Origin of the sequence: Rhizobium atlanticum (assembly GCF_030182485.1) — a bacterium.
GTDB lineage: Bacteria > Pseudomonadota > Alphaproteobacteria > Rhizobiales > Rhizobiaceae > Rhizobium.
Map to the genome: position 1 here is coordinate 228,354 of NZ_JAQJCJ010000006.1, position 21,646 is coordinate 249,999.

A 21,646-nucleotide genomic window follows, 5' to 3' on the forward strand; every position below is an offset into this window, starting at 1 on the left:
CGATGATCCCACAAGGAGGCCATGATGCTGAATGAGACAGGACAGGGTGCCGCATCGCCCTGGCATGAGGGCGAACTTGCCATGCAGCGCAGTATCGGCGTCGTCGACCGCATGGACGGGCCAGGGCGCAATTTCATTCGCAAGGCCATGCCCGAACAGCACCGCGCCTTCTTTCCGATGCTGCCTTTCGTCGTGCTCGGCGCGGTCGCCGCCAAGGGCGATGTCTGGGCAACGGTGCGGGCGGGGCGCCCGGGATTCATGTCCTCGCCGGTGCCGGAGGCTCTCGACGTGGATCTGCGCCGCGACCCGGACGATCCTGCCGACGCAGGCATGGAAGATGGAGACGCGATCGCGCTGCTCGGCATCCAGCTCGAGACCCGCAGGCGCAATCGGCTGAACGGCGTGATCCGCAGGACCGATGCCGAGGCTTTCCGCCTGCGGGTCGGCCAGAGCTTCGGCAACTGTCCGCAATATATCCAGCCGCGCTCAGCCGTCTTTGTCCGCGATCCCGATAAGCCCACCTCGATGCGGCCGCTTCATTCCGTGAGCCTCGACGACCGGGCGCGGCGGATGATCGGGAGCGCCGATACGTTTTTCGTCGCCTCCTATGTCGATCGTGAGAATGGTGAGCGGCAGGTGGATGTCTCCCATCGCGGCGGCAATGCCGGCTTCGTGCGGCTCGGTACCGACGGCGTGCTGACCATCCCCGATTTTCCCGGCAACCGGTTCTTCAACACGCTCGGCAATCTTCTCGTTAATCCGACGGCCGGGCTGGTCTTCGTCGATTTCGAAACCGGCGATATGCTGCAGATCACCGGAAGGGCCGAAATATTGCTGTCTTCGCCTGAACTCGCCAGCTTTGAAAGGGCCGAAAGGCTGTGGCGTTTTAAGCCCGAGAGCACCGTGCTTCGCCCGGATGCCCTGCCGTTGCGCTGGAGCCGCAATCTCGACCGCGGAGAAGGTAGGTGAGCATGATGCTCGCTGATGTTCTTACCAATCGCTACAGTCAACTCAATACAGGAGAATGATCATGTCCACCCTCGTCCCGCCCTTCACCCTCGAGACCGCCACCCGGAAGGTTCGTCTCGCTGAGGACGGCTGGAACAGTCGAGATCCCGAGCGCGTCTCGCTCGTCTATACGCCGGATAGTCGCTGGCGCAACCGCGCCGAATTCATCAACGGCCGCGCCGAGATCCTCGCTTTCCTCACCCGCAAATGGGCCAAGGAGCTGGATTACCGGCTGATCAAGGAAATCTGGGCCTTTACCGACAATCGCATCGCCGTCCGCTTTGCCTATGAATGGCACGATGACAGCGGCAACTGGTTCCGCTCCTACGGCAATGAGAATTGGGAATTCGACGCGGCGGGCTTGATGCAGCGCCGTTTTGCCTGCATCAACGATCTGCCGATCCGGGAAACGCAGCGCAAATACCACTGGCCACTCGGCCGGCGGCCGGATGACCACCCCGGCCTGACCGAGCTCGGTCTTTAAATCGCGTCGCAGGCGATATCGGCCGCTGTGGCATGACGACGCCCGTCAGGCGATCGCGGCAATGTGGGACAATGTGAATGATTACTTCCGCGCCGGCGGCCGCCTCTGCCTCGTCGGCGCCTTCGCGCTCCACGACACCCGTGAGCGGTTTTTCTCGGCGATCGCTGGTTATTTCATCCGCTGGATCGATGCATTGCGTTCGGCCCTCATGCGGGCCGGCTGTGCTGAGGCGGAGGCGGAGGCGCAGACGCTGGCTGAGGAAGGCGTCTGCCGCATTCAGGGTGCTCTGGTTCTAATGGCGCGCACTTAGCAATAGAGCCTCTTCACCCGGTCACTGGAAACCGGCTTGAGGCCGCAGCGCAATGAGCCCGGGCCTTACATCCGCACCGCTTTGCTGTATTTCTCAGCGCTGCTGTTGAGGCTGCTGGCTCGGACGGGTATTCTCGCGCTCAGGGCGAATCTGGCGCCACTCATTTTCCATCTGGTCGAGGACATGCTGGGGAATGGTGGGCTGTGTGTTGGCGGGCGCCTGCATCGGAAGTCTCCTCTTGTGGTGGTAAGGCTTCAGGGCAAGAAAATGCATCGCATAAGCCAAAAGGAATGTAAATCAGGGGCTTAGGCACTTCAAACGATTAAGTTTATTTTAATCGATTAAGACGATTTTAACCGTAACGTTTACGGGAAGCGCGGAATGGTTGTCCACATGGACCGTGTATTCTTTTTTGATGCGGTGCGCCAAGAGCTTTTCAAAGGCGGGCTGACTCAGCCTCAGGTGGTGGGCATGACGGCGATTCTCGACGCCTGGGAAAAGCGGTTCACCCAGGCCGATCGCCGATGGCTCGCCTATATCCTTGCCACCGCCTATCATGAAACCGCCTATACGATGCAGCCGGTGCGCGAGACGCTGGCCGAAAGCGATCTGCGCGCCGTCGAGATTCTGGAGACTGCCTTTGCCGCAGGCCGGCTCTCCTGGGTGAGGTCGCCCTACTGGCGGCCGGACGAGGACGGCCGCTGCTGGCTCGGGCGCGGACTGGTGCAGCTCACTCATAAGCGCAATTACGAGGCGATGAGCACGCTGACCGGCATTGATCTCGTCGCCGATCCCGATCGGGCAATGGAGATGGATGCGGCGGTGACGATCCTGATCGAAGGCATGCTGCAGGGCAGCTTTACCGGTCACAAACTTGCCGATCACCTGAATGCGACGACCGAGGATTGGGTCAATGCGCGCCGCATCGTCAACGGCACCGACCGGGCCGAGAAGCTTGCGGGTTACGCCATGGCCTTCCATGCGGCACTGCGTCCGGATGCCCCGCAGGACCGGCCGCGCGGTTGAAGGCCTGCGGCGCGCGTGTTATCGCGCGGGCCAACCCTCTGGAATCTGACAGGAGCTTCCGCGTGATCCGCCATATCGTCTTCTTCACCGTGCAGGAGGAACATCTGGAGGAGGTGAGGGCGGGACTTTCGATCCTGACCGGCATTCCGCACGCGAGACTGCTGGAAATCGGCACGAACGTGAAGACCGATCAGCTGGGCACCGAGATCGATCTTGTGGTCTATGGCGAATTCGATGATGCGGCGGCTCTCGCCGCTTACAAGGCGCACCCCGATTATCAGCGCTCGATCGAGCGCGTCCGCCCGCTCCGGGAAAAACGCATCGCTGCTGATTACGACAGCCGCACGGCCGTGACGCAGCCGCTCTGAACTCGCAATCGATTGGCGCGAGCCGGGCAGTGCTTAAGCTTCGATTGGCTGAGCAATCTTCCGGAGTCGAATCGCACAGTTGAATAAACTTCTGAGCCACTGAAGGCGCCTATTAGAAAAGCCGCGGCAAGCGATTCAGAAGATTCGCAAAATCTGCCTGCCTACGAGGTGGCGGGGCTCGGCTGCGATGACTGCGCGCCGCGCACCAGCGTCATCAGCATTATCACGAAAGCCAGCGACAATGCCGCAAGCACGGCTGCGGCGAAGAGCGCCGGGCTGGTGCCGGCGCGATCGAGGATGGCGGTGAAGACGACGGGAGCGACGGCATTGGCAAGGTTTTGCGGCAGCGACAATCGGGCCGACTGCAGGCCGAATTCGCGCGGCGAAAACAGGGCCAACGGCAGAAGCGCGCGGGCGACGGTCATCACGCCGGCGCCGAAGCCGTAGAACAGGATGAAGGTGACGAGCAGCGGCGTCGAAGGACTGGCGACCAGCATCACCAGGAAGCCCGTCAGCATCAGCCCGATGCCAGTAGCGGCGCTGAGGATCGGATTACCGCGCCGGCCGAGCAGCATGTCGAGGAACCGTGCCGAGATGCCGAGAATGCCGCGGGCCGAGCCGAGTTGCAGCGCGAAAGCCGGCGAGGCGCCGGACTGGCGGAAGATCTCCAGCAGCGATGGCGAGATGCCGAAGGTGATGAAGGTGGTGATGGTCGTCGAGGCGGCGATCAGCAAAAAGGCTCTGCGCCGCGCCGCCTTCGACAGCGTCACCGGGGCGATGTCGGCCGCGCCGCCGCCGACCTGGGCGGCGATCGGGCTGGGCAGGGCGAAAAGATGCAGCGGCAGGCATAGGAACAATTGCAGCGCCGCGCAGATGAGGAAGGTCAGGCGCCACCCGAAGGTGTCGTTGAGCAGGCTGAGGATCGGCCAGAAGACGGCGCTCGAGAGCCCGGTGAACAGCATCAGGACGGCGATGACGCGCTTGCCGTTCATCCCTTCGCGCTCCACGACTGCAGTGTAGGCGGGCGCCGACAGGCCAAGCGCGCCGCCGACGCCGATCACCATCCAGGCGGCGGCATAGAGAATGACGCCGTTTGCGCCGGCAAGCAGAGAGAGGCCGAGCGCAAAGGTCACAGAAGCCGCCGAAAGCACCCGGGCGGCGCCATAGTGGGCAAGGCAGCGACCGGTCACCGGACCGAGGATCGCGCTGACCATCATCATGATCGTCAGGCCGGCGAACGCCACCTCGTTCGCCATGCCGAGATCGGCCGCCACGATGCGGCCCATGACTCCGAGCATGTCGAAGGTCGTGCCCCAGCCGATCAGCTGGGTGACGGCGAGGACGATGACCGTCTGCGCCGAGCGGAAGCGAAAGGAAATGGGCATCGGTGCTGAAACGGCCTGAAACGGGAGCGACCAAGCCATAACAGTTTCGATCCCCCGGTGAAAGCAGCCGCCGTCGATTCGGATTGCAGCCCGGCGCTTTTTCTCCAGCCGGAAATAGAGATCGGCCGGTACAATTTCAGGACGACCTGCTGCGCACGGAAATCGGCGGTATCGACCGCCTTGCCGCCGCTTTCCCGGCAACGCTGTGGCCCAATCGCCGACCACCGGTCGGCTTGCCCGCGGCGCGATGGCAAAGGCATTGATCCCGTCTGGCGAGGTTCATTTGGGGAGCGGAGAAAGCGCCGCCTCTGCCTGCTGCGAGCGTGGTTTCCGATCGTAGGAATCGTTTTTGTCGAACAGGCGAGAATGGTTCTAAACGCCCTGTATTACAGCGCATTCATTTGCCATTCAGGTCGCGTGGGTACATATTCGCAGCAAGTTGGAATTACCTTGAAAGCGTAAGACATGGCCTTTCCTCTGAGCGTCGCAGTAGTGGCCGCCGGACTGGTGGCATCGGCGCCCTCACCGGACGGCGCGGGCACCCTCGTCCTGCGCGTGGCTGGCGATTGCAGCGCCGCCGCAGCCCAGGTCGTCGAACAGACGGGCGGGCAGCTCCTATCCGTGCAACCGGTGGGCGATAGCTGCATCATTACCGTTCTCGTGTCGGGCAATGGCCAGCGTCCACGCAAGGTAACGGTAAAGGTTCCGATGTAAGCGGAATCGGTCTATTCAAACACGATCGATTTGAAGCGGACGAAGGCGGACCGATGCGCATCCTGGTAATCGAAGACGACGTCAACCTGAACCGGCAGCTGACCGATACGCTGAAGGAGGCGGGTTATGTCGTCGACCAGGCGTTCGACGGCGAAGAGGGCCATTTCCTCGGCGACACCGAACCCTATGACGCCATCATTCTCGATATCGGCCTGCCGGAGATGGACGGTGTGACGGTGCTGGAAAAATGGCGCGGCGCCGGCCGCGGCATGCCGGTCTTGATCCTGACGGCGCGCGACCGTTGGAGCGACAAGGTCGCTGGCATCGACGCGGGCGCCGACGACTATGTCACGAAGCCCTTCCACGTCGAGGAAGTTCTGGCGCGCATTCGGGCCTTGATCCGGCGCGCCGCCGGCCACGCATCCTCCGAGATCGTCTGCGGGCCGGTGCGGCTCGACACCAAATCCTCGAAGGCGACGGTCAACGGCATGACGCTGAAGCTGACCTCGCACGAATATCGCCTGCTGGCCTATCTCATGCATCACATGGGCGAGGTCGTCTCGCGCACCGAGCTCGTCGAGCACATGTACGATCAGGATTTCGACCGCGATTCCAACACGATCGAGGTCTTTGTCGGCCGTCTGCGCAAGAAGATGGGCGTCGATCTGATCGAAACGGTGCGCGGTCTCGGCTACCGCATCCAAGCGCCGAAACATGCGAATTAAGTCGCTAACCGCACGCGTGTTGCTGCTGACCACGGTCTGGTCGACGGTGGCCCTGGTGGTGATCGGCCTGCTGATCTCGACGCTCTACCGTAAGAGCGCCGAACGCGGTTTTCAGGATCTGCTGCGGGCGCAGCTCTATAACGTCATCAATTCGGTGACGATCGGCGATCAGGGGGCGTTGAGCGGCAGCCCGCAGCTCGGCGACCTGCGTTTCGCCCAGCCGAAGACCGGCTGGTATTGGGTGGTGGAGCCGCTCGGCACTTATACCACCGCGCCGCTGGTCTCGCCCTCTCTCGGCTCGGCGCTCATTCCTGTACCCTCCGTCGTCGAGGCGCCATTCGATAAGAATTATGAGCGCTACTACCAGGTGACGGATGCCTCCGGCAACCGCGTGCAGGTGGCCGAAACCGAAGTGGTGCTCGACACCGACGGGCGAGCGGCTCGCTTCCGCGTCACCGGCAATGTCGACGTCGTCGAGGACGATGTCCGCACATTTTCCCACAGCCTCTATCTGGCGCTTGCCGGTTTCGGCGTCGGCAGCCTGATCGTCAATGCGCTGGCGATCCTCTATGGCCTGAAGCCGCTCGACAAGGCGCGCGCCGCGTTGGAGCGCATCCGCGCCGGCGAGAGCGAGCAGCTGAAGGGCGACTTCCCGCGCGAAATCCTGCCGCTCGCCAACGAGGTCAACGCGCTGATCGACAGCAACCGCCGCATCGTCGAGCGGGCGCGCATGCAGGTCGGCAATCTCGCCCATTCGCTGAAGACGCCGATTGCGGTTCTCCTCAACGAGGCACGCGTCCTTGAAAAGTCTCATGGCGAACTGGTGCGCAGCCAGGCGGAATCGATGCAGGGGCAGGTGCAATCCTATCTCAACCGGGCCCGCATCGCCGCCCAGCGCGAATCCGTGCTCGCCCGCACCGATGCCGAGCCGGCGCTGGAGCGGCTGGTGCGCGTCATGCGCCGGCTGAACGTCGATACCGAATTCGATCTTGTCGTGTCGCCGCCGCATCTTGCCGTTGCCATGGAACAGCAGGATCTCGAGGAAACCGTCGGCAATCTCCTGGAAAATGCGGCGCGTTTCGCCAAGAGCAGGGTGCGGCTTTCGGCCGTCGAGGCTGGCGAGGACGTGAAAGGGGCGGAGGCGAGCGCCCGCCGGCGCTGGGTGGAGCTTGCCGTCGAGGATGACGGCCCCGGCCTTGAGCCCGACCAGATCCGCGAGGCGCTGAAGCGTGGCCGCAGGCTCGACGAAAGCAAGCCTGGAACCGGCCTGGGCCTTTCGATCGTCACCGAAATTTCCAACGAATACCAGGGAAGGCTCGAACTGTCCCGCGGCGAATGGGGCGGGCTGAAGGCGAAGCTTATCCTGCCCGGCGTCACAAAGGATGTTGCATGACCAACTGCTTGATGTCACAAGGATAGTGGCAAATGTATAGCGTGCTTTGCCACAATGCTGACACGGGGACGCTGCACTTCGATCGGCTGAATTTGACCTCTGATCGTGGTTCGACGCAATGATTCTACGCTCGCAAGGCATGATGGTTTCCATCCTTCTTCTCGCCGTCGCGCTCACCGGCTGCACGACGACGAAGGGTGCCGCTTCGCGTGGCATTTTTTCGAGCAAACCCTCCGCCTCGGCCGCCTTCATCACCGCGCTCCAGGGCGGCATCGTCGGCCGCAGCGGCGTGAGCTTGAGCGATAGCGACAAACAGCGGGCGCTCGAGGCGGAGTATCGGGCGCTCGAAGGGGCGGCGGTCGGCCAACCGGTGGTCTGGAGCGGCAAGGAGGTCACAGGCAAGGTCGTGGCGGCCGCACCCTATCAGGTCGGCTCGCAGAACTGCCGGCAATATACCCATACGCTGACCGTCGACGGCAAGGAAACCGTGGCACGGGGTGCAGCCTGCCGCAACGACGACGGCAGCTGGTCGCCGCTCGGCTGAAGTCGTTCAGCCTAAATTGCGGCGAATAGCCTCAAATCTTCGTCATTCCGGCTTTGGCAGTTGGAATAAGCGTGTGCTTCACGTATTTGGGCCGATATGCTGTTGTGGATTCTCGTTGCCGTTCTGACGGCAGCCGTCGCCGTCATCCTGCTCTATCCCCTTCTGCGTGGTGCGAAGGCGGCGCAGAACAGCCGCGCCGGCGAGGCGGCAGTTTATCGCGACCAGTTGCGCGAACTCGACCGCGATCTTGCTGGCGGGCTGATCACGCCTGAGGAGGCTGATTACGCCAGGGCCGAAATCGGCCGGCGGCTGATCGCCGTCTCTGCAGCAGAGCCGGAGACGGTAGACAAACCCGCACGGCATCATCGTCTCACCGAAGTCTTCGTCCTCTTGATCCTGCCGGTGCTCGGACTCTGTCTTTATTTGACGACGGGCAGGCCGGATCTGCCGTCGCAGCCGCTGGAAGCGCGGCTGGAAAATCCAGGCGACGACGTGGCGGTGCTGATCGCCAAGGCGGAGCGGCATCTGGCTCAGAATCCCGACGACGGCAAGGGCTGGGACGTACTGGCGCCGATCTATTTCCGCACGATGCGGATTGCCGATGCCGAGGTCGCCTACCGCAATGCGATCCGGCTTCTGGGCCCGAGCCCGATCCGGCTCGACGGCCTTGCCGAGACGCTGATGGCGGTTTCGGACGGCGTCGTGACGGAGGAAGCGCGTCAGGCGCTGGAACAGTCGCTGACGCTGGAGCCCGATAATCCGCGTGCCCGCTTCTACATCGCGCTCAGCATGGAACAGGCGGGACGGGCCGACGAGGCCCTCCGGGCTTTCGAGGCGCTGGCGCAGCAATCGCCGGCCGATGCACCCTGGCTGCCGCTGGTCAATGAACATATCGCCAAGAACGGCGGTGCGGCTCAGCCGGCTGTGCCTGGCGGACCGACGTCGGAAGATGTGGCGGCGGCTGGAAACATGAGCGCCGGCGATCGCCAGCAGATGATCCGCGGCATGGTCGAAAGCCTTGATGCCAAACTCAGCGAGGATCCCAACAATTTCGAGGGATGGATCCGGCTCGTCCGCTCTTACGCCGTATTGAACGATAAGAATCGCGCGGCCGACGCCCTGAAGCGCGGGCTGGCCGCCTTTCCGCCGTCCGGCGAGCAGGGCCGGCAATTGCTGGCGCTTGCCAGGGAACTTGGCATTGCCACGGAGGGAATGACGCAATGACGCGCAAGCAGAAGCGCCTTGCGGTGATCGCTGGCGGGATGAGTTTCATCTTGGCGGCGGTGTTGTTGGTGATGTTCGCCTTCAGCCAATCGGTGGCCTATTTCTACATGCCGGCCGATCTTGCCAAGACGCCGGTGGCGCCGGAGACCCGCATCCGGCTCGGCGGCCTGGTCGGGGCGGGCAGCGTCGTACGCGGCGCCGGTTCGACGGTGGAGTTTTCCGTCACCGACGGCAGCGCCAATGCGGTGAAGGTCAGATATACCGGCATCCTGCCCGATCTGTTCCGCGAGGGCCAGGGCGTGGTCACTGAGGGCGTGTTTGCCGCAGGCAGCAACGTCTTTACCGCCGACACCGTGCTGGCCAAGCACGACGAGACCTATATGCCGAAGGAGGTGGCCGACAAGCTGAAGCAGCAGGGGCTGTGGCAGGAAGGCCAAGGGGGAGCAGGCCAGGGGCAGGAGGCGAAAGCAACGCCATGATCATCGAGATCGGCCATTACGCTTTGGTGCTGGCGCTGGCGACGGCGCTGATCGTCTCGATCGTGCCGGTGATCGGCGCCCGCCGCCATGATCCGGCGATGATGGATGTGGCAAGCGTTGGCTCGCTTGTGATGTTTGCGCTCGTCGCCTTTGCCTTTGCCGTCCTGACCTATGCCCATGTCGTCTCCGACTTCTCAGTCGAGAACGTCTGGGAGAATTCGCATTCGCTGGTGCCGCTGATCTACAAATATTCGGGCGTCTGGGGCAATCACGAAGGATCGATGATGCTCTGGCTGCTGATCCTGGCGCTGTTCAGCGCCCTGGTCGCGATCTTCGGCGCCAATCTGCCGGAGACGCTGAAGGCCAATGTACTTGCCGTGCAAGCCTGGATCTCGCTCGCCTTCACCCTGTTCATTCTCTTGACCTCCAATCCCTTCCTGCGGCTCGATCCGGCCCCGGCCGAGGGCCGCGATCTCAATCCGGTGCTGCAGGATATCGGGCTCGCCATCCATCCGCCGCTGCTCTATCTCGGCTATGTCGGCTTTTCCGTCTGCTTCTCCTTTGCCGTGGCAGCCCTGATCGAAGGCCGCATCGACGCCGCTTGGGCGCGCTGGGTCAGGCCGTGGACGCTGGCGGCCTGGACCTGTCTCACGCTCGGCATCGCCATGGGCTCCTACTGGGCCTATTACGAGCTCGGCTGGGGCGGCTGGTGGTTCTGGGATCCGGTGGAGAACGCCTCCTTCATGCCTTGGCTTGCCGGAACCGCGCTGCTGCATTCGGCCCTCGTCATGGAAAAGCGCGAGGCGCTGAAGATCTGGACGGTGCTGCTTGCGATCCTGACCTTCTCGCTGTCGCTGATGGGCACCTTCCTGGTGCGCTCCGGCGTGCTGACTTCGGTGCATGCCTTCGCCAGCGATCCCACCCGCGGCGTCTTCATCCTCTCGATCCTCTTGATCTTCATCGGCGGGGCGCTGTCGCTGTTTGCCCTGCGGGCGCCGAAGCTTTCGGCCGGCGGGCTGTTTGCGCCGATCTCGCGTGAAGGGGCGCTCGTTCTCAACAATCTGATCCTGACGGTCGCCTGCGGCACGGTGCTGACCGGCACCCTCTATCCGCTGCTCTTGGAGACGCTGACCGGCGACAAGATCTCCGTCGGGCCGCCCTTCTTCAACCTGACCTTCGGCCTGCTGATGGCGCCGCTGCTCGTCATCGTGCCGTTCGGGCCGCTGCTGGCCTGGAAGCGCGGCGATCTGCTCGGCGCCCTGCAGCGGCTCTATGCCGTTGCAAGCCTGGCATTTCTTGCCGCGGTGGCCTTCTTCTATCTCCAACATGGCGGGCCGGTGTTGTCGGTGCTCGGGCTGGCGGCCGGGCTGTTCCTGATCCTCGGCGCCATTGCCGATCTCTGGTATCGGGCCGGCATCGGCAAGGTGGCGGGCTCCATCGCCTGGCGCCGCCTGTTGGGCCTGCCGCGCTCAGCCTTAGGCACGGCGCTCGCCCATGCCGGGCTCGGCGTCAGCGTGCTCGGCATCTTCGCCGTCACCACCTTCCAGAGCGAACATGTCGTCGAGATGAAGCCGGGCGCCACGGTCGAAGCCGGTGGCTACAGCCTTGAGTTCGACGGCATGCGAGCGGGCAGGGGACCGAACTACACCGAGGAGCGCGGCCACTTCACCATCCGCCGCGCCGGTGTCACCATTGCCGATACCTGGTCGGCCAAGCGGCTCTATACCGCCCGGCAGATGCCGACGACGGAGGCGGGCATCCTGACCTTCGGCCTCAGCCAGCTCTATGTCTCGCTCGGCGACGCCACCAAGGACGGCGGCATCGTCGTGCGCATCTGGTGGAAGCCGTTCATCCTGTGCATCTGGGGCGGCGCCTTGATCATGGCCGCCGGCGGCTGCGTGTCGCTCTCCGACCGGCGCCTGCGTGTCGGCGCCCCGCGCCGAAAGGCGAAGGCCGCAGCTCCTGCGATGGAGCCGGCGGAATGATGCGTCTCTTCCGTCTCCTCGTCGCCGTGTTCGTGTTCTTCGCACCCGTTTCCGCCTTCGCCGTCAATCCCGATGAGGTGCTGGCGGATCCGGCGCTGGAGGCCCGCGCCCGGGCGCTATCGGCCGAACTGCGCTGCATGGTCTGCCAGAATCAGTCGATCGACGATTCCAATGCCGAGCTCGCCAAGGATCTCCGCTTGCTTGTGCGTGAGCGCATCAGCAACGGCGACAGCGATGAGGCGGTGCTCAACTATATCGTCTCGCGCTACGGCGAGTTCGTGCTTCTGAAGCCGAGGTTCAGCGTGAGGACGCTGTTGCTCTGGGGCGCCCCGGTGCTGCTGGTCCTTGCCGGCGGCGCGTCGCTGCTCGTCTTTGCGCGCAAGAGGACAGGCAGGCCGACGGGAAGCAAGCTGACGCCGGAAGAGCAGGCGAAGCTGAGTGAGCTTTTAGATAAGTAACGCTGGATGGCGATCCTTCGTCGCGATGGCCCAAATTCGGGCAAGCAGAGATCACAAACATTACCAACTTTTCATTGGCTGGACAGTTCGCAGTAAGGTGCGCCATCCTATATCTTAAGTCATCGACTGATCCGGCGCCGCCGGTCTGAAGATCTAAGAACAAGAGAAGGTGCTCCAATGCTCAAGAATTTCAACGGACGTCCGTCCCTCGCCACTGTGCTCAAGGCTTCTACCGTCGCCGGTATCGCAGCCGCTGTGCTCGCAACCGGCGTTCCGCTCGAAATCACCCGGTCTTACGCTGAAGCTGTCAAGGTTCAGGCGCCTGCCGTGCCGAGCTTCGCCAATGTCGTCGATGCCGTTTCACCCGCCGTCGTTTCCGTTCGCGTCGAAAACCGCGTCAACCCCGTCGCCGACAATGACGGCTTCTCCTTCGATTTCAACGGCCGCGGCTTCGACGATCTGCCTGACGATCACCCCCTGAAGCGGTTCTTCAAGCAGTTCGGCCAGGATCCGAACGACCAGCAGGGCCACCAGCGGCGCTTCGGCCAGAACGGTCCGGGTGGCCCGAATGGTCCCGGTAAGGGCCGTCTGCGCCCGGTCGCTCAAGGCTCCGGCTTCTTCATCTCCGAAGACGGCTATATCGTTACCAACAACCACGTGGTTTCCGACGGCCAGGCCTTCGTTGCGGTCATGAATGACGGCACCGAACTCGATGCCAAGCTGATCGGCAAGGATCCGCGCACTGATCTCGCCGTCCTCAAGGTCGACGGCAAGGGTAAGAAGTTCACCTACGTCAACTGGGCCGACGACAACAATGTCCGCGTCGGCGACTGGGTTGTCGCCGTTGGCAATCCCTTCGGTCTCGGTGGCACGGTGACGGCCGGCATCGTTTCGGCCCGCGGCCGCGACATCGGCTCCGGTCCCTATGACGATTACCTGCAGGTGGATGCGGCCGTGAACCGCGGCAACTCCGGCGGTCCGACCTTCAACCTCAACGGCGAAGTCGTCGGCATCAACACGGCGATCTTCTCGCCTTCGGGCGGCAGCGTCGGTATTGCCTTCGCGATTCCCGCCTCGACCGCAAGGGATGTCGTCGCCGATCTGATGAAGGATGGCCAGGTTTCCCGCGGCTGGTTGGGCGTCCAGATCCAGCCGGTGACCAAGGATATCGCCGAGTCCATCGGCCTTTCCGAGCCGAGCGGCGCCCTCGTTGTCGCCCCGCAGCCCGGATCGCCGGGTGACAAGGCCGGCATGAAGGCCGGTGATGTCGTCACGGCACTCAATGGCGAAACGATCAAGGATGCCCGTGATCTCAGCCGCCGCATCGGCGCGATGCAGCCGGGCAGCAAGGCCGAGCTTTCGGTCTGGCGCGCCGGCAAAGCCCAGTCGCTCACCGTCGAACTCGGCACGCTGCCGGCCGATCAGAAGGATGCCAACGCCGACGACAACAACAATCAGCCGCAGCAGCCTGAGGCACCGGCTTCCGAGAAGGCGCTTGCCGATCTTGGCCTGACCGTCGGCCCCTCCGATGACGGCAAGGGCCTGACGATCACCGGCATCGATCCCGACTCTGACGCCGCCGACAAGGGCATCAAGGAAGGCGAAAAGATCACATCGGTCAACAATCAGGAGGTTTCCACTGCCGCCGATGTCGTCAAGGTGCTGAATCAGGCCAAGAAGGACGGCCGCACCCGCGCGCTGTTCCAGATCCAGTCCAGCGAAGGAAGCCGTTTCGTCGCGCTTCCGATCAACGGCCAGGGCTGATCCGCAAAGAAAATCGGAGCCGTGCGGATCAACGTCCGCGCGGCTCGTTTCTTCTGACCTTTCAAGGATGATCGCGATGAGCGCCGCCTCGCAGCAAGATGCTTTGAGCCTTGCCGAAACGCAGCCGGTGGGTAATGTCGGCCGCATGAAGATTCTCATCATCGAAGATGATCTCGAAGCCGCGGCCTACCTCACGAAAGCCTTTCGTGAGGCGGGCATCGTCGCCGATCACGCCAGCGACGGCGAGGCCGGCTTGTTCATGGGGTCGGAGAACACCTACGACGTTATCGTCATCGATCGCATGCTGCCGCGCCGGGACGGACTTTCGGTCATCAGCGAATTGCGCCGCAAGGGCATCCACACGCCGGTCCTCATCCTCTCCGCCCTTGGCCAAGTCGACGACCGCGTCACCGGCCTTCGTGCCGGCGGCGACGATTACCTGCCAAAGCCCTATGCCTTCAGTGAGCTGCTGGCGCGCGTCGAAGTGCTCGGCCGCCGCAAGGGCACGCCGGAACAGGACGTCGTCTATCGCGTCGGCGATCTTGAACTCGACCGGCTCTCCCACGAGGTGCGCCGCGGCGGCAAGGAAATCCCGCTGCAGCCGCGCGAGTTCCGCCTGCTCGAATATCTGATGAAGAATGCCGGCCAGGTGGTCACCCGAACGATGCTGCTCGAAAATGTCTGGGACTATCACTTCGACCCGCAGACCAACGTCATCGACGTCCATGTCTCGCGCCTGCGCTCGAAGATCGAGAAGGACTTCAGCCAGCCGCTCCTCAAGACCATTCGGGGTGCGGGGTATATGATCAAGGATGAGGGATGAGCCGCTTCAGGGTTCTCTTCAAGTCCACCGCAGTCCGCCTCTCGGCACTCTACATTCTACTATTCGCCATCTGCGCCGCGACGCTCGTCTTCTATGTGACGGCGATGTCGGAACGGCTGCTGACAGGCCAGATTCGCGATGCCGTCCGGCAGGAGGTGGAGCAGGTGCAGCGCGCCTATGACACCGGCGGCATGAACCTTCTGCTGCGCACGATGGAACGGCGTGCCCGTCAGCCCGGCGCCAATCTCTACATCATCGCCGGTCCTTCGGGGGATATTCTCGCCGGCAACGTCGCCTCGGTGCAGCCCGGTGTCTTCGAGGAGGTCGGCTGGACCTCGGCTCCTTTCGCCTATCAGCGTTATACAGACGGCGGTGGTATCGAGCGCCGCCATAAGGCGATCGCCAACATTTTCGTGCTCGACAACGGCTTGAGAATCCTGGTCGGCCGCGACCTCGGCGATCCCGAGCGCTTCCGCCTGCTGGTGCGCCAGGCGCTGATGGTGGCTTTGGCGATCATGGGGCTCGGCGCGATCATCATTTGGTTCGGCATTGGGCGCAACGCACTGAAACGCATTGACCGCATGTCGGATGCGAGCAAGAAGATCATGGCAGGCGATCTCTCGCAACGCCTGCCGGTCGGCGGCTCCGGCGACGAGTTCGACCGGCTGTCGATGTCGCTGAACACCATGCTGGAACGTATCGAGAAGTTGAATGAAGGCTTGCGGCAGGTCTCAGACAACATTGCCCATGATCTCAAGACACCGCTGACACGGCTACGCAACAAGGCCGCCGATGCGCTCGATATGACGGATGGCGATACGCGTCGCGTCGCCCTCGAAGGCATTATTAGCGAATCGGATCAGCTGATCCGCACCTTCAACGCCCTGCTGATGATCTCCCGCGTCGAGGCCGGGTCGGTCGCGGCGGAGATGTCGCCGGTGGAGCTTTCGGCAATCGTTTCCGACAGTGCCGAACTTTATGAACCCGCAGCGGAGGAGGCCGGTCTCGGCCTCAGCGCCAGTGTCGAGCCGGGCATCGAGGTGCAGGGCAATCGCGAGCTGATCGGCCAGGCGATCTTCAATCTGCTTGACAATGCGATTAAATATTCCTCCGATACGGAAGGTGCGGGCGAAGTGTCGCTCAAGCTCGCCCGCCACCCGGACGGCATCTGCCTGTCGGTGGCCGACCATGGGCCTGGCGTTCCGGCCGACCGGCGCGACGACGTGGTGAAGCGCTTCGTTCGCCTCGACGAGAGCCGTTCGAAGCCCGGCACAGGGCTCGGGCTTTCGCTGGTGGAAGCAGTGATGGAGCTGCATAACGGCCGACTGGAACTCTCCGACACCAATCCCGACAAGCCTGAGCAGCGCGGGTTGACGGTCAGCATGATCTTCCCGGCCAAGGTCGCCTGAGGGTCTTGTCCGATTGCGATAGGCTGAATCGCGTATTGGCGGTTTTCCACCAGGACACTAAGTTACCTCCAAACCGAAGGCGGCGACCCCGATTCCAGATAATCGCAACGCCTTCTGCAGAGCCAGGGAGAGCGCATGCTGACGAAATCGACGCATGGCCTGAAGGATGTCGCTGAAGGGCTACTGCGTCCGCTGAGCCAGACGGAGCTGAAGCTGGCGCTGACCGATCTGCAGGAGGCGGGCAAAAGCGAGCCGTTAATTGCGGCAATGCTGAAGACGGACGAGCGGGTGCGCGACTTCATCGCCGCCGTGCTGTCGCTGTCGCCCTACTTGCGTGAAATCGTCAATCTCGATCCCGCCGTCCTTGCCGGCGCCATCAGCGAACCGCTGGAGCCGCAGATCGAAGCGCTGATCGCCGAGGCGCGAAGCTGCTGGCGGCGGGACGGTGAAGGGGCGGCGCCGGGGGAATCCGTGGTGATGAGCAGGCTGCGCATCATCAAACGCAAGGCCGCTTTTCTCGTTGCGCTCGCCGATCTCTCGCGCATTTTCGACAGCCGGACGACAACGGCCTGGCTGAGCGCGCTTGCCGAGGCTTCGGTCGCGGCTGCGGTCGACCATCTGCTGCTTTCGGCGCATGAGGGGGGAAAGCTCAGGCTGCACGATCCGGCCAAACCAAGCGAGGGCTCGGGCCTGATCGTGCTCGGCATGGGTAAGCTCGGCGCGTGCGAACTCAACTATTCCTCCGATATCGATCTCGTGGTCTTCTTCGACGAACAGGCCGGCATCGTGGCCGATCCGGATGATGCGATCGACATCTTTCCGAGGATGATGCGCCGGCTGGTGCGCATCCTGCAGGAGCGCACGGCGGACGGCTACGTTTTCCGCACCGATCTCAGATTGCGTCCCGATCCCGGCTCGACGCCGCTGGCGATCCCGGTTGACGCGGCGATGATCTATTATGAGGGCAGGGGCCAGAACTGGGAGCGGGCGGCCTTCATCAAGGCGCGCGCCGTCGCCGGAGACCTTGCGGCCGGCGGCGAGTTCCTGCGCGGACTCGGCCCTTTCGTCTTCCGCAAATACCTCGATTACGCGGCGATCGCCGATATCCACTCGATCAAGCGGCAGATCCACGCGCATAAGGGCCACGGCGCGATCGCCGTCAAGGGTCATAATGTCAAGCTCGGCCGCGGCGGCATTCGCGAAATCGAATTCTTCGTCCAGACGCAGCAGCTGATTGCCGGCGGCCGCATGCCGGCGCTGCGCGCCCGGGCGACGGAGGAGACACTCCGTGAACTCACCAAGGCGAAATGGATCGATGCGGAGACGCGCGACGAACTGACGGAGGCCTACTGGTTCCTGCGTGACGTCGAGCATCGCATTCAGATGGTGCGCGACGAGCAGACTCACCTTCTGCCGGAGACCGACGCCGACCTGAAGCGCATCGCCTTCATGATGGGCTTTCCCGACACGCCGAGCTTTTCCGAAAGGCTGGTCAGTGTCCTGAAAACGGTCGAGCGTCGTTACGCCCGCCTATTCGAGCAGGAGAGCAAGCTTTCCAGCGAAACCGGAAACCTCGTCTTCACCGGCCAGGGCGACGACCCGGACACGCTGGAGACGCTCAAGAAGCTTGGTTTCACCAGACCATCCGACATTTCGCGCATCATCCGCACTTGGCACTACGGCCGCTATCGTGCGACGCAATCGGTGGAGGCGCGGGAAAGGCTGACGGAGCTGACGCCGGAGCTGCTGCGCGTCTTCGGCGAAAGCAAGCGTGCCGACGAGGCGCTGCTGCGCTTCGACAGCTTCATCTCCGGCCTTCCCGCCGGCATCCAGCTCTTCTCGCTGCTCGGCAGCAATCCGGCGCTCCTGTCGCTAATCGTCAACATCATGTCCTCGGCGCCCCGCCTGGCCGAAGTGATTGCCGCCAAGCCGCATGTCTTCGACGGCATGCTCGATCCCGGCCTGATGGCCGAGCTGCCGACCCGCGAGCATCTCGGCGAACGCCTGAAGGGCTCTCTTGCCCAGGCGCGCCATTATGAGGAAGTGCTCGACCGGCTGCGCATCTTCGCCGCCGAACAGCGCTTCCTCATCGGCATCCGCCTGCTCACCGGCGCAATCAATGGCGCAATGGCCGCCCGCGCCTTTACCCATCTCGCCGATCTCATCATTGCGGCCGCACTCGATGCCGTGGTGAGCGAGATGCGGGCGGCGCATGGCGATTATCCGGGTGGCCGCATCGCCATATCAGGCATGGGCAAGCTCGGCAGCTTTGAGCTGACCGCAGGTTCCGACATCGATCTGATCCTGCTCTATGATTATGACGAAGCGGCTTCCGAATCCGACGGGCCAAAGCCGCTCGACTCGACGCGCTATTTCACCCGCATCACCCAGCGACTGATCGCCGCCCTGTCGGCGCCGACCGCCGAGGGCGTACTTTACGAGGTCGATATGCGGCTGCGTCCCTCCGGCAACAAGGGCCCGGTCGCCACCCGCATCAATGCCTTCCGCAAATACCAGCGCGAAGAGGCCTGGACCTGGGAGCATATGGCGCTCAGCCGCGCCCGGTTGATCTCAGGCGATGACAGCCTGATCTCCGAGGCGGAACATATTATTCGCGAGGTGCTGACTTCAGATCGCGACATCGCCAAGGTGGCGCATGACGTTGCCGAGATGCGCGAACTGATCGACAAGGAAAAGCCGCCATCCGGCCCCTGGGACTTGAAGCACATTCCCGGCGGCGTCATCGATCTCGAATTCATCGCCCAGTATCTGGCGTTGATCGCACCAACCAAGGGCATCGACATTGTCGTGAATGGCAAGAGCACCGGCGAGGCCCTTAAGTTGCTTGGTGACCGACTGATGGCGACTGCCGACCTCGACACGTGCCTCGAAGCCTTCACGCTCTACACCAGTCTTTCACAGCTGATCCGGCTCTGCATCGAGAGCGAGTTCGACCCGAACGACGCGCCCGCCGGCCTAATCGAGCTCGTCTGCCGTGCCGGCGACTGCCCTGACATCAGGACGCTGGAAGGCGAGGTGAAGCGGCTTTCGAAGGCAGTGAGAAAGATATTCTTGAATACCGTGAAAGCCTAAACATCATCCGGAATGCGCAGCGAGATCACCGTGCCCACAGCTTCGCGGGAGCGGATCTTCATGCGGCCGCCATGCAGCGAAGTCAGCGAGCGGGAAATGGCGAGGCCGAGGCCGGAGCCGCCCTTGCTCTTGGCGTATTGGCTCTGCACCTGTTCGAACGGCTGGCCGATTTTCGACAGCGCCGAGCGCGGGATGCCGATGCCGGTATCGGCGATGGTGACGAAGACGGCGCCGTCGACGCGGCGTGTGCGCAATGCGATGCGGCCGCCATCGTCGGTGAACTTCACCGCATTGGAGAGCAAGTTGAGAAGCACCTGTTTCATCGCTCGGCGGTCTGCCGTCAGCGTCAGGCCCGACGAGATGCGCTGCTCGATGACGATGTTCTTTTCGGCCGCCGGAATGGCGGTAAAACGCAGGCTTTCCTCGATCAGCGGCACGAGGTCGATGCGCTCGCGGTGCAGCTTCAGATGGCCGGCCTCGATCTTCGACATGTCGAGAATGTCATTGATGACGTTCAGCAGATGTTTGCCGCTGTCATGGATATCGCGGGCATATTCGTCATATTTCAGCGAGCCGAGCGGCCCGAACATCTGGTTCTGTAGGATCTCGGAGAAGCCGAGGATGGCGTTGAGCGGGGTGCGCAGCTCATGCGACATGTTGGCGAGGAATTCCGACTTCGCCTTGTTGGCGGCCTCGGCCCGTTCCTTCTCCGCCTGATAGTTGGCGTTGGCGGTCGAAAGCTCGGCCTTCTGGAGCTCCAGCGTCTGACGCGAGGCGGAGAGATCGCCGATCGTTGCCATCAGCCGGCGTTCGGATTCGCGCAGCCGCTCCTGATGACGTTTCATTAGCGTAATATCGGTGCCGACGGAGACCCTGCCACCGTCGCGCGTGCGCCGTTCATTGATCTGCAGCCAGCGCTCGTCGGCAAGCTGCACCTCCGTCGTGCGCCCCGAGCCGTCGGCATCGGCGACCCGCCGCTCGATGACGGGGCGGGCGGCGGCGGCATTGACGATCGAGCGCTCGGTGCCGGGCACCAGCACGCTGTCCGGCAGGCCGTAGGCTTCCTGGAAATGCGTGTTGCACATGACGAGCCGATCGTTCTTGTCCCAGAGCACGAAGGCTTCGGAGGTGCATTCGATGGCGTCGGCGAGCCGCTGGTCGGCTTCGGCATAGCGCTGGGCGAGCCGGTGCTGTTCGGTCACGTCCATGGCGATGCCGATCAGGTGCATCCGGCCGGAATTGCTGCGGATCACCTGGGCGCGGGCGCGCAGCCAGACATAGTGGCCACCGGCATGGCGCATGCGGAAGATCTGGTCGACCTGACCGGAATGGCCGTTGGCGATGGCGCGTGCGATCTCGTAAAGGCCGCCGTCATCCGGGTGCATCAGCCGCGCGGCTTCGCCGAAGCCCATTGTCTTGTCCGAACCCGGCAGGCCGAGCATGTCGTACATTGAGCGCGACCAGAAGAATTCGCGGTTCTCGAAATCGAAATCCCAGAGGCCGCAGCGGCCGCGCGACAGGGCCGTCTCGACGCGCAGGTTCGATTCCAGGAAGATGTCGTCGGCGTCGCGGGCGCGCTTCACCTGGGTGTAATAGGCGTAGAGGATGACGATCAGGATTGAGGATATGCCGGCAAACAGGGTGACGTTGAGCGCCAGCTCCTCGCGCCAGACTTGGCTGATCTCCTCGAGCGAGGTGGCGGCGACGATGTAGCCGCCGGCATTGCCCATCAAAGTGATCTCGGCATAGTGCGGCACGCCGCCGATCGTGGTTTCGATGACGCCGGCACGATCGCCGAAACGCCGGATCGCCGAGACCTCCGGGAAGAAATCGCCGACATTGCTGCCGACATGCGAAAGCCCGGCGGTCGTGGCGGCGAAAACCTTGCCGCTAGCCTGCACCAGCAGCACGAAAGCGCCGCTGTCCAGCCGGTCCTGCGGCAGGTACTTGGTGAGGCGGGTCTGCGCTTGGCCGATATCGCCGCTGTCGAAGATCTGGGAGGCATCGGCAAACACCGCCGAGGCAGTCGCCGCCGAGAGCGCGGTGGCATGGCGTGCGGAAGCCTCCAGGCGGGCATATTCATTCATCATGCCGAAAAAATGCGAGGCGGCGACGACGGAGAGGAAGGCAATGATCAGCGCCGGAATGGTGCGCTTCAAGATGAGTTCCGCCTTCGGCAGATGACGAAGGAGCGGGTCCGATGTCGCGTGACCGGAAAGGCTGTTTCGCCAGGCCTTCAACCCGTCAAAATCGACACGCAGCCGTCCTCCGGCCACGGTTGCCCGCCGCACGTCCATCATCTCTTCGCCTTGTCCCTCGTGTGATTCGCGCGCCGCTCGCTCGAACCTGACCTAGAGAATCACGGGTGATTCGCGTTGTCCAGAGGCAAAGGTAAAAATCCGTTAACTATTTATATATCTGGGATTTTTGGGCGATTCGAAGCACCGGGCGACC

Annotated in this window: 18 protein-coding genes and 2 pseudogenes; 17 read left to right on the top strand and 3 right to left on the bottom strand. The window is 63.2% G+C overall.

The window, feature by feature from the left end; all coding sequences use genetic code 11:
- Positions 1–24: 24 nt before the first annotated feature.
- The 3 genes and pseudogenes from PH551_RS11530 to PH551_RS11540 all read left to right on the top strand — a co-directional run.
- The gene (locus tag PH551_RS11530) at positions 25–969 is read left to right on the top strand and encodes a pyridoxamine 5'-phosphate oxidase family protein (protein ID WP_285193086.1); all 945 of its coding nucleotides are present in this window, start codon (positions 25–27) and stop codon (positions 967–969) included.
- Between the two features lie 61 nt (positions 970–1,030).
- A complete protein-coding gene (locus PH551_RS11535; RefSeq protein ID WP_285193087.1) occupies positions 1,031–1,492 on the top strand; it encodes a nuclear transport factor 2 family protein in 462 nt (153 codons plus the stop codon).
- Positions 1,493–1,508: 16 nt separating this feature from the next.
- Positions 1,509–1,787 (top strand): annotated as a pseudogene (locus PH551_RS11540) (LmrA/YxaF family transcription factor); the annotation flags it as partial.
- A gap of 108 nt (positions 1,788–1,895) precedes the next feature.
- On the opposite strand, the gene PH551_RS11545 reads toward PH551_RS11540, so the two are convergent.
- Positions 1,896–2,027 carry a hypothetical protein gene (locus tag PH551_RS11545; RefSeq protein WP_259668252.1) on the bottom strand — a complete coding sequence of 44 codons (132 nt, stop codon included), beginning with the start codon at positions 2,025–2,027 and terminating at the stop codon, positions 1,896–1,898.
- A gap of 156 nt (positions 2,028–2,183) precedes the next feature.
- Between PH551_RS11545 and PH551_RS11550 the strand changes: the two are divergent.
- Positions 2,184–2,857, top strand: a pseudogene (locus PH551_RS11550) (hypothetical protein); the annotation flags it as partial.
- A 33-nt stretch (positions 2,858–2,890) separates the two neighbouring features.
- A complete protein-coding gene (locus PH551_RS11555; protein WP_085780018.1) occupies positions 2,891–3,196 on the top strand; it encodes a Dabb family protein in 306 nt (101 codons plus the stop codon).
- 161 nt (positions 3,197–3,357) lie between these two features.
- On the opposite strand, the gene PH551_RS11560 is transcribed toward PH551_RS11555, so the two are convergent.
- Complete coding sequence (locus PH551_RS11560) at positions 3,358–4,581, bottom strand: MFS transporter (RefSeq protein ID WP_285193144.1); 1,224 nt, start codon at positions 4,579–4,581, stop codon at positions 3,358–3,360.
- Positions 4,582–5,046: 465 nt separating this feature from the next.
- Here PH551_RS11560 and PH551_RS11565 point away from each other — a divergent pair, with 465 nt between their 5' ends.
- From PH551_RS11565 to PH551_RS11620, 12 genes are all read left to right on the top strand, one after another.
- Positions 5,047–5,295, top strand: coding sequence for a hypothetical protein (locus PH551_RS11565; RefSeq protein WP_085777498.1), 249 nt, complete (start codon positions 5,047–5,049; stop codon positions 5,293–5,295).
- A 53-nt stretch (positions 5,296–5,348) separates the two neighbouring features.
- The gene (locus PH551_RS11570; protein ID WP_285193089.1) at positions 5,349–6,020 is read left to right on the top strand and encodes a response regulator transcription factor; all 672 of its coding nucleotides are present in this window, start codon (positions 5,349–5,351) and stop codon (positions 6,018–6,020) included.
- Complete coding sequence (locus PH551_RS11575) at positions 6,010–7,413, top strand: sensor histidine kinase (RefSeq protein ID WP_064706664.1); 1,404 nt, start codon at positions 6,010–6,012, stop codon at positions 7,411–7,413. The genes PH551_RS11570 and PH551_RS11575 overlap by 11 nt, the downstream gene beginning before the upstream one ends.
- 118 nt (positions 7,414–7,531) lie before the next feature.
- Positions 7,532–7,957, top strand: coding sequence for a hypothetical protein (locus PH551_RS11580; protein ID WP_085777500.1), 426 nt, complete (start codon positions 7,532–7,534; stop codon positions 7,955–7,957).
- Between the two features lie 96 nt (positions 7,958–8,053).
- The gene (ccmI, locus tag PH551_RS11585) at positions 8,054–9,181 is read left to right on the top strand and encodes a c-type cytochrome biogenesis protein CcmI (RefSeq protein WP_285193090.1); all 1,128 of its coding nucleotides are present in this window, start codon (positions 8,054–8,056) and stop codon (positions 9,179–9,181) included.
- Entirely contained in the window at positions 9,178–9,660 is a 483-nt protein-coding gene (gene ccmE, locus PH551_RS11590; protein WP_285193091.1) for a cytochrome c maturation protein CcmE, read from the top strand. The genes ccmI and ccmE overlap by 4 nt, the downstream gene beginning before the upstream one ends.
- Positions 9,657–11,645: a heme lyase CcmF/NrfE family subunit gene (locus PH551_RS11595; RefSeq protein ID WP_285193092.1), complete on the top strand. Its 1,989-nt coding sequence runs from the start codon at positions 9,657–9,659 to the stop codon at positions 11,643–11,645. The genes ccmE and PH551_RS11595 overlap by 4 nt, the downstream gene beginning before the upstream one ends.
- Positions 11,642–12,103 (top strand): cytochrome c-type biogenesis protein, encoded by a 462-nt coding sequence (locus tag PH551_RS11600; RefSeq protein ID WP_285193093.1) that lies wholly within the window; start codon positions 11,642–11,644, stop codon positions 12,101–12,103. Before PH551_RS11595 ends, PH551_RS11600 begins: the two co-directional genes overlap by 4 nt.
- 177 nt (positions 12,104–12,280) lie before the next feature.
- Complete coding sequence (locus tag PH551_RS11605; RefSeq protein WP_085777505.1) at positions 12,281–13,867, top strand: Do family serine endopeptidase; 1,587 nt, start codon at positions 12,281–12,283, stop codon at positions 13,865–13,867.
- Between the two features lie 67 nt (positions 13,868–13,934).
- On the top strand, positions 13,935–14,690 hold the full coding sequence (locus tag PH551_RS11610) for a response regulator transcription factor (protein WP_483315414.1): 756 nt from the start codon (positions 13,935–13,937) through the stop codon (positions 14,688–14,690).
- Positions 14,687–16,099: a sensor histidine kinase gene (locus tag PH551_RS11615; RefSeq protein WP_085777506.1), complete on the top strand. Its 1,413-nt coding sequence runs from the start codon at positions 14,687–14,689 to the stop codon at positions 16,097–16,099. Before PH551_RS11610 ends, PH551_RS11615 begins: the two co-directional genes overlap by 4 nt.
- Positions 16,100–16,234: 135 nt before the next feature.
- Positions 16,235–19,192: a bifunctional [glutamine synthetase] adenylyltransferase/[glutamine synthetase]-adenylyl-L-tyrosine phosphorylase gene (locus PH551_RS11620; RefSeq protein WP_285193095.1), complete on the top strand. Its 2,958-nt coding sequence runs from the start codon at positions 16,235–16,237 to the stop codon at positions 19,190–19,192.
- Here PH551_RS11620 and PH551_RS11625 read toward each other — a convergent pair.
- Positions 19,189–21,492 (bottom strand): PAS domain-containing sensor histidine kinase, encoded by a 2,304-nt coding sequence (locus PH551_RS11625; RefSeq protein WP_285193096.1) that lies wholly within the window; start codon positions 21,490–21,492, stop codon positions 19,189–19,191. The two genes, PH551_RS11620 and PH551_RS11625, sit on opposite strands and share 4 nt — an antisense overlap.
- Positions 21,493–21,646 lie beyond the last annotated feature (154 nt).

What these genes read in the sequence shown, in the direction of transcription:
- PH551_RS11615 (WP_085777506.1), top strand. Translation starts at nt 14,687, where the DNA reads ATGAGCCGCTTCAGGGTTCTCTTCAAGTCCACCGCAGTCCGCCTCTCG.
- PH551_RS11600 (WP_285193093.1), top strand. Translation starts at nt 11,642, where the DNA reads ATGATGCGTCTCTTCCGTCTCCTCGTCGCCGTGTTCGTGTTCTTCGCA.
- ccmE (WP_285193091.1), top strand. Translation starts at nt 9,178, where the DNA reads ATGACGCGCAAGCAGAAGCGCCTTGCGGTGATCGCTGGCGGGATGAGT.
- PH551_RS11575 (WP_064706664.1), top strand. Translation starts at nt 6,010, where the DNA reads ATGCGAATTAAGTCGCTAACCGCACGCGTGTTGCTGCTGACCACGGTC.
- PH551_RS11570 (WP_285193089.1), top strand. Translation starts at nt 5,349, where the DNA reads ATGCGCATCCTGGTAATCGAAGACGACGTCAACCTGAACCGGCAGCTG.
- PH551_RS11610 (WP_483315414.1), top strand. Translation starts at nt 13,935, where the DNA reads ATGATCGCGATGAGCGCCGCCTCGCAGCAAGATGCTTTGAGCCTTGCC.
- PH551_RS11565 (WP_085777498.1), top strand. Translation starts at nt 5,047, where the DNA reads ATGGCCTTTCCTCTGAGCGTCGCAGTAGTGGCCGCCGGACTGGTGGCA.
- ccmI (WP_285193090.1), top strand. Translation starts at nt 8,054, where the DNA reads ATGCTGTTGTGGATTCTCGTTGCCGTTCTGACGGCAGCCGTCGCCGTC.
- PH551_RS11535 (WP_285193087.1), top strand. Translation starts at nt 1,031, where the DNA reads ATGTCCACCCTCGTCCCGCCCTTCACCCTCGAGACCGCCACCCGGAAG.
- PH551_RS11580 (WP_085777500.1), top strand. Translation starts at nt 7,532, where the DNA reads ATGATTCTACGCTCGCAAGGCATGATGGTTTCCATCCTTCTTCTCGCC.
- PH551_RS11595 (WP_285193092.1), top strand. Translation starts at nt 9,657, where the DNA reads ATGATCATCGAGATCGGCCATTACGCTTTGGTGCTGGCGCTGGCGACG.
- PH551_RS11620 (WP_285193095.1), top strand. Translation starts at nt 16,235, where the DNA reads ATGCTGACGAAATCGACGCATGGCCTGAAGGATGTCGCTGAAGGGCTA.
- PH551_RS11530 (WP_285193086.1), top strand. Translation starts at nt 25, where the DNA reads ATGCTGAATGAGACAGGACAGGGTGCCGCATCGCCCTGGCATGAGGGC.
- PH551_RS11560 (WP_285193144.1), bottom strand. Translation starts at nt 4,581, where the DNA reads ATGCCCATTTCCTTTCGCTTCCGCTCGGCGCAGACGGTCATCGTCCTC.
- PH551_RS11545 (WP_259668252.1), bottom strand. Translation starts at nt 2,027, where the DNA reads ATGCAGGCGCCCGCCAACACACAGCCCACCATTCCCCAGCATGTCCTC.
- PH551_RS11625 (WP_285193096.1), bottom strand. Translation starts at nt 21,492, where the DNA reads ATGATGGACGTGCGGCGGGCAACCGTGGCCGGAGGACGGCTGCGTGTC.
- PH551_RS11605 (WP_085777505.1), top strand. Translation starts at nt 12,281, where the DNA reads ATGCTCAAGAATTTCAACGGACGTCCGTCCCTCGCCACTGTGCTCAAG.